Origin of the sequence: Pontibacter locisalis, from assembly GCF_042684605.1 — a bacterium.
GTDB lineage: Bacteria > Bacteroidota > Bacteroidia > Cytophagales > Hymenobacteraceae > Pontibacter > Pontibacter locisalis.
This window is the reverse complement of sequence record NZ_JBHULU010000014.1, coordinates 1-13,042: the sequence shown is the minus strand read 5'-3', so window position 1 is coordinate 13,042 and position 13,042 is coordinate 1. Positions and strand designations below refer to the sequence as shown.

The following is a 13,042-nucleotide window of genomic DNA, read 5'->3' as shown; positions in this document are numbered from 1 at the left end:
TCCTTTTATTGATTCAACTTAACTTATCAATACTTATTCTCTGCTCGCTTTAATAAGTATTGGCCATATTCATTTTTTAATAATGGTTTCGCCAGTTCAACAAGTTCTTCTCGTGATATATACCCCTTATCATAAGCAATCTCTTCAAGACAGGCAACCTTTAATCCCTGGCGCTTCTCAATTGTATGGATAAAATTAGAAGCTTCCAGCATTGATTCATGTGTTCCTGTGTCCAACCAGGCAAAGCCTCTGTGCATCAATTCCACTTTAAGTTTTCCTTCCCTTAAAAAAGCTTCATTAATAGACGTTATTTCAAGTTCCCCACGATCACTTGGTTTCACTTCTTTTGCTATCTCAACTACTGAATTGGGGTAAAAATATAAACCAACAACTGCATGATTGCCTTTGGGCGCTGCAGGTTTTTCTTCTAAACTTATTACGCTCCCGTTCTTATCAAATTCAACAACTCCATAACTGGTGGGGTCATTAACATAATATCCAAAAACAGTTGCTTTACCTGTTTCCTGTACATTTTTGACAGATTCATTGAGTATAGCTTTTAATCCATGACCGTAAAAAATATTATCTCCAAGTATCAGACAAACATCATCTTTTCCTATAAATTCTTCACCGAGAATAAACGCTTGGGCTAATCCATCAGGACTTGGCTGTTCCTTGTAACAGAATTCCATTCCCAACTCTCTTCCATCTCCTAAAAGCTTTTCAAAATTTGGTAAATCATCAGGAGTTGAGATAATTAGAATTTTTTTGATTCCGGCCAGCATAAGTACTGACAACGGGTAATAAATCATAGGTTTATCATAAACATTAAGTAATTGTTTTGATACACCTTTCGTTATAGGATATAATCGTGTTCCTGACCCTCCTGCTAATATAATTCCTTTCATCTATCTGAATGTTGTCCGTTGTAATAGCTTTTATATTATTCTAAAATTACAGGCTCAAGTCACTTTGCGTTTCCGGCTAGCAATTTGGGCCGTAGTTGTTGGAGCAATTGTATATCTTGATTGGCAAGCCGTAGCTATGCTTTGGCACCAGGCAATGTGGCAAAATAGTTTATCTTTCATCTGCACCTGCCAATGCTGCTTTGCAGAGTCAAGCAGGTTTACTGTTCCGATCACATTCGTTCGTACGAAACCCAATGGTTCAGCGATAGAACCATCTACGTATGAATCAGTTTTCAGGTGAATACAGCATTAAACTGAAATTCATAGAAGATGCCATTAATGAATTCAGCATCTACAATATCCTCTTTCAGAAAAGTGTAATAATTTTTACCTACTGTAACCTTTAGGTCCTCCGGGTTGCTCGCGTAGTTGAGTTTATCTAAGTTGAAGATCTGGTAGTGTGGATTTTTTTCTACAAACAGACGCACCACATGGTAATCAGTTAAACCTGCTCCACCAGTAATTAATATATTCATCCGACTGTTGCTGAACAAATCAATTTCGTCTTCCTACTTTAGATTTAATTTTTGTTGATGTTTTGCTTATACCAATAGAAAGCAATCTCTAATCCATCCAATACAGAATATGCCGGAGCATAACCAAATAATCTATAAGCTTTCTTGATATCTGCTAAGCTATGCCTCACATCACCTTTTCGCTCTTCCTTATATTCAGGAGCTAGATCTATACCCGCAATGTCTGTTATTCTATTCCACAGTTGGTTAAGCGTAGTTCTTTCTGCAAACGCAATGTTTACAACTTCATGCTTTGCAACTTCACCAGCAAACAATGCTTTAACATTCGCCTGCACTGCATTTTCAACAAAGGTAAAATCCCTGCTTGTCTCCCCATCGCCATTAATATAAGGTGCTTCTCCTTTTATAGCAGCCTCAATAAACAAAGGAATAACAGCAGCATATGGCCCTTTCGGATTTTGCTTTGGCCCGAACACGTTAAAGTAGCGCAGACCAATTGTATGGAAGCCGTATGTTTTAGAAAATACATCCCCATACAACTCATTTACATACTTGGTGATAGCATATGGAGAAAGTGGTTTTCCAATCTGATCTTCCACTTTAGGTAACCCAAGATGATCTCCATAGGTGCTTGAACTGGCAGCATACACCATTCGCTTCACACCGGAATCACGAGCAGCCATCAGCATGTTCAGGAAGCCACTGATGTTAACATCATTACTGGTGATGGGGTCGTTGATGGAACGCGGTACAGAGCCTAAGGCTGCCTGATGTGAAACAAAGTCTATACCTTCTAAGGCTTTCCTGCAGGTTTCCAGGTCTCTAATGTCTCCTTCTAGCAGTTCAAAAGCTGGATTAGCTTTGAATTCATCTATATTCGCATGAGACCCTGTAGAGAAATCATCTAGTATCCGTACCTTCTTTGCTCCATACTTCAGCAGGTATTCTACGATATTAGAACCAATAAAGCCGGCTCCTCCGGTTATAAGGAAACTAGACTGGCTGAGGTCTTCAGTATGGTAGGGGGTATTGTACATAGTTTATTTTGTTGAGTAGCTTAGGAGCGGGCAAAACCTCTTCTATCCCTCTTCCGAAGCACGTCCGGAATCTTAGACTTAACCAAGGAGGTGAGTTTGAATTGGTAGTTACAGCCTTGCGTCGGCGAGTTCTTTTGGAAGGACACCCTTCACATCGTAGATCACCGCGTTCTCTTTGCAAAGCCTGCTCAGGTCAAGCTCCTTGAATTCATCATGAGACACGGCGAGGATAACGGCGTCATACTCCTTCGCGCTCTCAAGCTCTTTCACAGAGTCCCAGCCGTACTCGTGTTTCACCTCCGCCGGCTCCGCCCATGGGTCGCAGATGGTGATGTTGGTGTTGTAGTCCTTCAGGGTGTGCAGAATATCCACCACTTTGGTGTTGCGCACGTCCGGGCAGTTCTCTTTGAAGGTGATGCCCAGCACCAGGATGTTTGCCCCTTTCACCGGGATATCCTTCTTGACCATGAGCTTCACTACCTCATGGGCCACATACTCCCCCATGCCGTCATTCAGGCGGCGTCCGGCCAGGATGATCTCCGGGTGATACCCCACCTCCTGCGCCTTTTGCGCCAGGTAATAAGGATCCACGCCAATGCAGTGCCCGCCCACCAGGCCCGGCTTGAACTTGAGGAAGTTCCACTTCGTGCCAGCCGCCTGCAGCACCTCCTCTGTATCGATGCCCAGCCGGTTGAAGATCTTGGCTAGTTCGTTCACAAAGGCAATGTTAATGTCGCGCTGCGCATTCTCAATGACCTTTGCAGCTTCCGCTACTTTAATGGTGGTGGCTTTATGGGTGCCGGCAATGATCACCGACTTGTACAGCTGGTCCACTCTCTCTGCCGCCTCTGGTGTGGAGCCGGAGGTGATCTTCAGTATCTTAGCAACGGTGTGTTCTTTGTCGCCCGGATTGATCCGCTCCGGTGAGTAGCCGGCGAAGAAGTCTACGTTGAATTTCAACCCCGAAACCCTCTCCAGCACAGGCACGCACTCCTCCTCTGTCACGCCTGGATATACCGTAGACTCGTATACCACGATATCTCCCTGCTTCAGCACCTTACCAACTGTCTCGCTGGCCTTGTAAAGCGGTGTGAGGTCCGGGCGGTTGTATTTATCAACAGGGGTGGGCACGGTGATGATGTAGAAGTTACAGCCTTCGATGCGTTCCAGTTGGTTCGTGCAGTACAAGCCAACTGGAGTGCTGCAGTCATTTGTCAGCACCGCATTCAAGTCGTCTTCCGACACTTCCAGCGTCAGGTCCCTCCCTTCCTGGAGCTCACCGATTCTCTGGGCATTTATATCAAATCCGAAGGTCTTGTACTTCTTGGCAAACTCCACGGCAAGCGGTAGCCCAACATATCCTAGTCCAATTACGGCAATTTTAGCATTTCCCATTTCTTTTGAATCTAGTATTTCTGTATATTTTAAATTAAGAGGAGCTTCAGAAGACTTAGAGATTAAATCACTAAGCCTAAACCAAAGGCATCATACGCTTACCTTCTTCTTCAAGTTACTCCAACCGCTTTTCTTCTCATCTTCACCATAGCCGTAACCATAGCCATAACCATAGCCGTAGGTATTATTCTTTTGGGCTCCATTTAATACGATCATCGGGTGCTTTAATTTCCTACTCCTGTATATATCATCTACAATAGCCAATTGAGATTTGCTGGTATAATTATAACGTACCAGGTAAATACTGGAATCAATGTAAGGTGCCAGGGCAAAAGCATCTGCCACTTGGCCAACTGGAGCCGTATCGATGACCACATGATCAAAGGTCTCTTTCAGCTGATCAATCAGCACACCAATTTTTGGCATCACCATCAACTCACCCGGATTAGGAGGAATCGGACCTACACCAACCACATACATACCAGAAGCTCCAGGTACTTCCTTTAGTATTTCCTCTACAGCTGTATTATCAGAAATCAGGTAATTCGTAATACCAATATCATTTGGAAGATTAAGCCCCTGTGTTAGCTTAGGCTTACGAAGGTCGAAACCTACTACCACTACTTTCTTTCCTGTAAGAGCTAGGCTGGTGGCAAGGTTAATACTAAAGAAGGTCTTTCCCTCACCTGTCATGCTGGATGTAACCAATATCACCCTATTCTCTTTACCAATAGTGGCAAACTGCAGGTTAGAACGAATAAGCCGGAACTGCTCAGCAATAGGGGTTCTGCTGTCTTTCTTTACAACTATGGTCTCTGTAGTGGCACTATAGTTTAATTCACCAAGTATAGGCGTAGGTGTTAACTTCTCTACATCTTTTACCAACTGTACCTTATCATTTAGCAGATCTGTAATGGTTATACCTGCAAAAGGGACCGCCAGGCCTACAAGTAAAGCGATCAAGTAGATCATTTGCGGCTTTGGCTCAACAGGTCCATCACCAGTTGTGGCAGGATCTATGACACGTGAATTAGACACAGTAGCTGCCAAAGAAATTGCAGCTTCTTCTCTTTTTTGTAACAGGTACAAATAAAGCTCTGATTTTATGCCCTGCTGCCTGCTGATCTCAAGCATCTCGCGCTCAAGTGTAGGCACCTGCTGTATCTTTGACTTGAATTGAGAAGCGCTTGCAAGCAAATTATTTTGGGATATGGTCAAGCCCTTCCTCACACTGCGAAGATTTTCTAGTATGTTTTCCTGAAGGTTGGCCAACTGCTCGTTAATATTTTTTACTAGTGGGTTTTCAGGTTTGGCTGTTTGTAAAAGTCGCTGCCGTTCTAACTGCAGCTGGTTAAAATTTTCAATAAGGCCTCCTAAGGTAGGATCAGCTATACTAAGACTCGTTGGAATCAACTCATATTTGCCACCTTTTTTACTTAAGTAGTTTTCTATTGACTCTAATACATCTATTTGAATAGCAAGATCTGCTAACTGTTTTCTATACGCATCCTCATTTGAAACAGCTAAACCAGCTGCTGCCGTAACATCCGTAAGTTGATTTTCCTTCTTATATTGCTCCACATCTTTTTCAACAGCTGTCAACTCTTCTGTAAGATATTCAAGTCTTTCATCGACAAATTGAATAGTACTGGAGGCTAATTGTTTTTTGTCTTCTACTCCTTCCTCCATGTAGACTTCTATCAATTTGTTGATGATGTCTTTTGCCTTTTCCGGTACCGGATCTACCAAAGCTAACACCAATACGCTAGCACTCTTGTTATAAGGTGCTATAGTTAACTTGCTATTATAGTAATCTGACAGCTTTCTGTTGTCCTGAAATATAACTGTTATTGTTTTTCCTCTAACAGAGGCACCAGGCGTAGCAACTACAGTAAAGCTACCATAAGGCTTATTTATTTGTTTACCGAACTGGTATGTTGCACTCTCCACATTATCATCCAACTCAAAGGAGTTTTCATCTTTGATATGAAAAGTTAAAGTCTTGCTTAAGGCTGTAGAATCCAGTTTCCTAGTAATAATCTGGATTGGCAGGTTTTGTCCGTATAGTTCAATACTTTTTACACGACCATCAACAAAGTAACTTGTGTTCAAAGATAGTTCGTTTAAAACCCGTTGCATTAAGGTCCTTGACTTTAAAACAATGATCTCATTCTCCATGCTCTTTGTGTTTTGTAGCATAGCTAAATCACTGAAAAGTATATTAGCTCCCTGCTGGTCATCCTTCACCAAGAGAGTACTGCTCACACTATAAAGTGGTGTAGCATAACGCAGATATAAGTAAGCTACAGTTAAACTTAAAACAACACCAACTACAAAAAGATACCAGTAACGCAGGTACTTTTGCAGCAGGCCTTTTACATCAATTGATTCCGATTCGGAGTCTTGAAACTCTAACTCTGTCATTTATACTATCTCCTGAGAGTGAAATATTATTTAAATAGAGAAACCAGTAGAATGGCCGTAGACACTAACCCAACAGCAAAGCCCCAGTTACGGCGAATAATGCTTGTACCGGCTATTTTCGCTTTATCAGGCTCCACATACACCACATCGTTCTGCTTCAGATAGAAGTAAGGTGAACTAAAAACATCTACTTTATTCAGATTCAGCCGGGCCATTGTTCTCACACCATCCTCTTCCCTTATTACCAGCACGTTTTCTCTTTTCCCGTAGATCGTCATGTCTCCTACCATACCCATAGCTTCCAGTATGGTCACATTGTCTTTGTCAGTAGGCACTGTTATGATGGATGGGCTTCCTACTTCACCTAAAACTGTAAAGCGAAAGTTAGCCTGCCGCACTTTAACGATAGGATTTTCCACATAGCTATGCAAATCAGCCTTAATTTTCGCCATAGCCTGTTCCTTAGTTAAACCAGTAAGATTTATTCTCCCTAAAACCGGAAATTCTATATTCCCTTCTTCATCTACTAAATATCCTTCGTTAGAGTCTCCTGTTCCCTGTCTCATCATACCAGCTCCGCCTTCACCTGTCATTATGAAACCCTGGTTGAAAAGTACATTTGATTTCTGATCCAGGCTTGTTACAGTAATGGTCAGCAAATCTCCTGGCTTGATAACAGGTTCTTTTGCATTTTCAATCTGCTCCGTAAGCAGCTCCTGTTGCGGCAAATTACTGAAGTACACAATATCTCTTGGCTTTAAAGAAGCACAGGAGGAAAGAAGCACTATACCCAACAGGTATACGATTTTTATTTTCATTCTATTCAAGGGTGATATCATCAAACACAGCTATCGCTAGCCGCATCCATTTTTCAAAATTACAAAAAATGTCTGAACAAATGGTTTGAATACAAGAAAATCAGTTTGGGAGTCAAAAAACACAAGATTAACAGGTGGTTTAGTGAAGGGGAAAGGACTTGAATTGCAGCACCGGGTCCAACCACCCCTACCCCTCCTTAGCCAAGGAGGGGAGCCTGCTATTGCCACTGTGGCAGCAGGAGTTTCATGGCACAGGTGTAATCATCCCCCCTACCCACTCCCGAATCAAGTACGGGATCTGCGACTTCAAAGGGGGACTTATTCTCTTTACATAGCAGACCTATAGCAAAGGCAGAAGCTATCGAACTGATCCCAGTCTTTCCGTTGAGCGCCTTGTGAGATTCCGGTGCCGTAAGGCATTGCGACCGAAGGGTAGCAAAGGAAGGGAACACAGCGCGATGCGGGAAGACGAGCCCTCGCGGGCTTGGAGCGAACCAAAGCAAAAGATGAAACAGAAAGGCTAGTAAGACTGAGGATACAGCTGCAGCTAGTATGAATAGCAGGATGAAACAGCAACTAAGAAGAATAGCAGATCTTTAAGAGTTCTAATAAGATCTCTCCTTTCGTCGAGATGAAAGAAAATAAACTTAATTCCTCACAGCAATCATCAACCCCAACTCCTTATACCGCATCCCAAATTTCCTGGCAACATGCGAATTAGTTAGGCTACCCTTATAAATATACACCCCGCTACGGTAATGCTCATTCATAAAAAGAACTTCATTTATCCCGCCATACTTCGAAAACTCATTGAAGATAGGCATAAAGATGTTGCTTAGCGCCTGTGTAGCAGTACGAGGAACACGCGAAGGAATATTCGGCACACAGTAGTGAATAATATCATACTTGCGAAAGATAGGCCGTGAATGGGAGGTCATTTCGGAGGTTTCGAAGCAGCCGCCCTGGTCGATGCAAACGTCGATGATGATGGAACCGGGATTCATCTGCGCCACTACGCTTTCCTCTACCATACATGGCACCTGTCCTTCATCAGAGACGAGCGCACCAATCACTACATCCGACTGCTTTATCTCGGGGTATAAAACGGCTTTATCAAGCGTAGATGTAAATATCTGGGAACCGATGTTGTGCTTCAGGCGGCGGAGCTTGTAGATGTGATTATCAAAAACCTTCACTTCCGCACCTAGCCCCAAGGCAGCCCTGGCGGCATATTCTGCCACGGTACCCGCACCAAGTATCACCACTTTGCTTGGTGGCACCCCTGTGATACCACCTAAAATAACACCTTTGCCATCCGCACTACTGCTCAGGTATTCCGCTGCAATAAGCATTACCGTACTACCAGCTATCTCACTCATGGCTCTTACTACCGGTTTGGCTTCCGATTTATCACGAAGAAGCTCAAAAGACATGGCATTGATCTTCTTGCGGAGCAGGGCGTTGATGTAGTCTGCTGTTAAATTCCCAAAGTGCAGAGCGGAGATAAGCGTCTGGCCCGGACGAAGGTAGTCTATTTCGTCGTAGGTAGGTGGGGCTATCTTTAGAATAATATCGGCCTCATATACTTCTTCCGGGGAATAAACGATCTTGGCGCCTGCCTCGGAATATTCGTTATCGGAGTATTTAGACGGACCACCTGCTCCTGCTTCAATGCGGATGCGGTGCCCGTGATCCGTGAGCTGTTTTACTGCATCAGGAGTTAACCCGATGCGGTTCTCCTGAAAGGAGGACTCTTTAGGTATTCCGATAGAAAGGCTACGGCGACGTTCTTCAACGGCCATCATCGACTCTTTCGGGTAAAGAGCGGGACTGGTAGCCAGTTTCCCTAAATCAACAGCATATCTTTCGGCCATACTATACCTGGTTTACGGTCATGGTGCGCACCCTGCCCTCGGCATCAGGCTGCAGTGTTACAAGCAAATAGTGCTCGGGCAGTAAATTTGGGATCATAGAAGGCCATTCAATCAGGCATATCTTGCCTGAATCAAAGTACTCCAGCGCCCCGATATCCACTGCCTCGCGCTCTGTATTTATCCTATAAAAGTCAAAATGGTAAATTAGTTTCCCGTTTACCCCTTCATACTCGTTCACCAGCGAGAAAGTAGGACTGCTCACATTGTCCTTCACACCCAGCTGGCGACAGAATTCTTTGATCAGCGTGGTTTTGCCAGCCCCCATCGGTCCTTCGAAAAGTATGATAGGCTCCTGCGCCGCCTCCTCTATAAGCACAGAAGCCGCCGCCGGCAGGTCAGCCAACGACGACATCGTAATTTGTGCTCTTTCTACTCCTGTACTATGCATTTTTAGGTGTAAGCGTTATAAACGGTATGATAACCTCCTCTAACGAGACGCCTCCATGCTGGAAAGTGTCTTTGTAATAATTCACGTAGTAATTATAGTTGTTAGGGTACGCAAAGAAGTAATCCTCTATTGCAAATACAAACGTAGTAGAAACATTGGCTTTTGGCAAGTAAAATCGCTCCGGCTTACGCACCGTAAAAACATCTTTATCCGTGTAGCCCAGGTTCTTACCATGCTTGTAGCGCAGGTTGGTGTTCGTATTTCTGTCACCGATGATCTTAAATGGCCTTTTTACCCGGATAGTGCCGTGGTCTGTCGTGATGATCAGCTTTCCTTTTTTATCAGCAATAGCTTTTAAAGTATCATATAGCGGTGAGTGCAGGAACCAGGATTTGGTGATAGAGCGGTAAGCGGACTCATCCGGCGCCAGTTCGCGCACCATGTTGCTATCGGTACGGGCATGCGAGAGCATATCCACAAAGTTATACACAATCACGTTCAGCTTGTTATTATCCAGGTTACTGAACTTGTTCAGCAGGTCGCGCCCTGCCTGCACGTTGGTGATCTTATGGTAACTGTGCTTGTCGGGTACCTTATTCTGCTGAAACTGTATATCCAGGAAGTCTGATTCATTCAGGTTCTTTCCCTCGTCCTCGTCATCATACACCCACATATTCGGGTATTTCTTAGCAATTTCTGTTGGCAGCATTCCCGAGAAGATGGCATTACGGGCGTAGGCCGTGGTGGTAGGAAGTATAGAATAGAACATCTCCTCCGAATCCACGGTGAAATACTCCGAGATAAGCGGCTCCAGTACCTTCCACTGGTCGTAGCGCAGGTTGTCTATAAGCACAAAATACACCGGGCGCTCCGTCTCCTTCATGATCGGGAACACCCGCTCTTTAAACAACTGGTGCGACATCAACGGGGCATCGTCACTTTCCTTATTGATCCAGTCTTCGTAGTTGTCCATGATAAACTTGGCAAAGTTTGAGTTCGCCTCATCCTTCTGCATGTTGATCACGTCGGCCATACTTTTGTTTTCCGTCTCGTCAATCTCCAACTCCCAGAAAACAAGCTTCTTGTAAATATCCGCCCACTCCTGCTGGCTCAGGCGCTCCCCAAAGGCCATTCCCAGTTGTCTGAAATCGCGCTGATAGCTCATGTTTGTCTTCTCGGACACCAGGCGCTTGTTTTCCAGGATCTTTTTAACGGAAAGCAGGATCTGGTTTGGGTTAAGTGGCTTGATAAGGTAGTCTGATATCTTGGAACCAATGGCCTCCTCCATGATATGCTCCTCCTCGCTCTTGGTAATCATGATTACCGGCACCGAAGGACGCATGGCCTTTAACTCGTTCAGGGTCTCCAGACCGCTGATACCGGGCATGTTCTCATCGAGGAACACAATATCGAAGCTCTTTTCCTTGAACTCTTCAATCGCATCGGTTCCACTGTTTACAGGCGTGATATCGTAGCCGCGATCTTCCAGGAAAAGAATGTGTGGCTTGAGAAGATCGATCTCATCATCAGCCCATAAAATATTATATCTTTGCATAGTTTTATCTGTTTGGTAGTTCTTATAGTTGCTGGTTTATATTAGCATCATATGGCGCGAGCGTCCTCGCTCGTGTCTGTTATAGTTTGGGCCTCTGGCCAGGCTTATTTTACTGTAAAGTCTTCATTCCCGGAGGAACTTGACATTCACTCAGGTACAGAAATCATTCTCCTTACGTACAGAGGGCCGGAGGCCCCGCTATAGTACGTCACGAGCGAGGACGCTCGCGCCATAGGAGATTATTAACTGTACAACAATAAAACCATCAAACCTAAATCTCTGGTTCTAATGAACAAGAAAAAAATATTCAACGACCCTGTTTACGGTTTTATCACCGTTCCCACTGATCTTATTTTCGATATCATCGATCATCCCTATTTTCAGCGCCTCCGCCGCATAAAACAGCTGGGTCTGACAGAGATGGTGTACCCAGGGGCCTTGCATACGCGTTTTCATCATGCACTGGGTGCGATGCACCTGATGAATACAGCCTTGAATACTTTAAGAAGTAAAAATAACGAAATTTCTGATAAAGAATTCGAGGCCTCCCTTATTGCCATTTTACTGCACGACATTGGCCACGGCCCTTTCTCGCACGCCCTCGAAACTGCTATTTTTAAGAATGTGCACCACGAGCACCTGTCGCTCCATATCATGCACCTGCTTAACGAACAATTCGACGGCAGATTGAGTTTGGCCATAGATATATTTACCGGAAATTACGAGCGTAAGTTTTTCCACCAGTTAGTTTCGAGTCAGCTGGACGTGGACCGCCTCGATTACCTGAACCGCGACAGCTTCTACACTGGTGTATACGAAGGCAAGATTGGTGCAGACCGTATCATAAAAATGCTGGACGTAGCCAACGACAAGCTGGTGGTAGAGGAAAAGGGGGTTTATAGTATAGAGAACTTCCTGGTAAGCCGCCGCCTGATGTACTGGCAGGTTTACCTGCACAAAACAGTGATCAGTGCCGAAAACATGGTACTGCGGGTGGTACAGCGTGCCCGCCAACTACTACAACAAGGCACAGACGTACCGGCTAGCCCCTGCCTCAAGTTCTTCCTCGCTTCTGACCTCACGATGCAGAACTTCCAGCAAGACAGCAGCATTCTCGAGCGGTTCGTAAGCTTGGATGACCATGATATATGGAGTGGCATTAAACAATGGGCTTCCCATTCCGACAAAATACTTTCTTTCTTAGCCAACAGCATCCTGAACCGTAAGCTGTTTAAGGTTGTAATTTCTAACAAACCTATTGATAAAGAACTGCTACTAGGCATTCAGGAGCTGGTGCAGGACAAGTTTAAAGTATCAGAAGAAAACATAAAATACCTGATGATCTCCGGGAAAATAGGCAACAACGCCTACGACGTGGAGGGACAAACCATAGACATGCTCACTAAGTCCGGTTATGTCATAGACGTAGCCGAGGCCTCTGACCTGCCTAACATCAGGGCTTTGAGCTATAAAGTGGAGAAGTACTATGTGTGTTATCCGAAAGAAGCGGCGCATTGAGTTTATCATTACCCCTGTCGGAGATTTATAATGGGATATTCTCTCTTTACCTATGCATCATGATTAATGAAGTTTAACTGCTTTTAACAAGCTTTCGCCTCGCCGGCTGGGCCTTACTTTTCTCCTTGATGAGAAAAGTAAGCAAAAGAATCAAGACAATTTTGTTTATCGAGGGCCCCTACCCCCACTCGCTGAACGCTTAAACAGAAAATCGTCGTTGGTGCACCCGACCAAAGCTATTGCTATAAAAGAAGGCGTTATTACTCCCTTACATAGCATAGGCTTATTCTATCGAACTCATATCTTTACCAAGATCTACTAGAATACAATTCGTACTTAAAAAGCCTGCTGCCGGAAGGTAACTGGAATCGAACAACATACACCTGGTGATATGGCGGTATCTAGGGACATCCTTCCGGTAGTGCTTCTTCCCAAAAGGCTGAACAGTACTTACAGGTATCTCCCCCGTGTCGAGGTAACCTTGGATAAGATGATGAGTGAAGTTAGGGGAAGAGCTACTGGTTTTGTA

The 13,042-nt window shown here is 44.3% G+C and carries 9 protein-coding genes and 1 pseudogene; 1 reads left to right on the top strand and 9 read right to left on the bottom strand.

Features of this window, described 5'->3' with window-relative positions; genetic code table 11:
* Positions 1-26: 26 nt before the first annotated feature.
* The 9 genes and pseudogenes from rfbA to porX all read right to left on the bottom strand — a co-directional run bounded on the left by rfbA (position 27) and on the right by porX (position 10,995).
* Complete coding sequence (rfbA, locus tag ACFSRY_RS10185; RefSeq protein ID WP_377506420.1) at positions 27-908, bottom strand: glucose-1-phosphate thymidylyltransferase RfbA; 882 nt, start codon at positions 906-908, stop codon at positions 27-29.
* A 54-nt stretch (positions 909-962) separates the two neighbouring features.
* Positions 963-1,444: pseudogene (locus tag ACFSRY_RS10180) on the bottom strand (GDP-mannose 4,6-dehydratase).
* 44 nt (positions 1,445-1,488) lie between these two features.
* Complete coding sequence (locus ACFSRY_RS10175; protein ID WP_377506417.1) at positions 1,489-2,481, bottom strand: SDR family oxidoreductase; 993 nt, start codon at positions 2,479-2,481, stop codon at positions 1,489-1,491.
* 108 nt (positions 2,482-2,589) lie between these two features.
* Complete coding sequence (gene tviB, locus ACFSRY_RS10170) at positions 2,590-3,876, bottom strand: Vi polysaccharide biosynthesis UDP-N-acetylglucosamine C-6 dehydrogenase TviB (RefSeq protein WP_377506414.1); 1,287 nt, start codon at positions 3,874-3,876, stop codon at positions 2,590-2,592.
* A gap of 90 nt (positions 3,877-3,966) precedes the next feature.
* Positions 3,967-6,300 (bottom strand): GumC family protein, encoded by a 2,334-nt coding sequence (locus ACFSRY_RS10165; RefSeq protein WP_377506411.1) that lies wholly within the window; start codon positions 6,298-6,300, stop codon positions 3,967-3,969.
* Between the two features lie 26 nt (positions 6,301-6,326).
* A complete protein-coding gene (locus ACFSRY_RS10160; RefSeq protein ID WP_377506408.1) occupies positions 6,327-7,118 on the bottom strand; it encodes a polysaccharide biosynthesis/export family protein in 792 nt (263 codons plus the stop codon).
* 647 nt (positions 7,119-7,765) lie between these two features.
* Positions 7,766-8,992 (bottom strand): alanine dehydrogenase, encoded by a 1,227-nt coding sequence (locus tag ACFSRY_RS10155; protein ID WP_377506405.1) that lies wholly within the window; start codon positions 8,990-8,992, stop codon positions 7,766-7,768.
* 1 nt (position 8,993) lies between these two features.
* Positions 8,994-9,440: a tRNA (adenosine(37)-N6)-threonylcarbamoyltransferase complex ATPase subunit type 1 TsaE gene (gene tsaE, locus ACFSRY_RS10150; RefSeq protein ID WP_377506401.1), complete on the bottom strand. Its 447-nt coding sequence runs from the start codon at positions 9,438-9,440 to the stop codon at positions 8,994-8,996.
* Positions 9,433-10,995, bottom strand: coding sequence for a T9SS response regulator signal transducer PorX (gene porX, locus ACFSRY_RS10145; RefSeq protein WP_377506398.1), 1,563 nt, complete (start codon positions 10,993-10,995; stop codon positions 9,433-9,435). The genes tsaE and porX overlap by 8 nt, the downstream gene beginning before the upstream one ends.
* Positions 10,996-11,283: 288 nt before the next feature.
* Here porX and ACFSRY_RS10140 point away from each other — a divergent pair, with 288 nt between their 5' ends.
* Positions 11,284-12,513 carry an HD domain-containing protein gene (locus ACFSRY_RS10140; protein WP_377506395.1) on the top strand — a complete coding sequence of 410 codons (1,230 nt, stop codon included), beginning with the start codon at positions 11,284-11,286 and terminating at the stop codon, positions 12,511-12,513.
* Positions 12,514-13,042 lie beyond the last annotated feature (529 nt).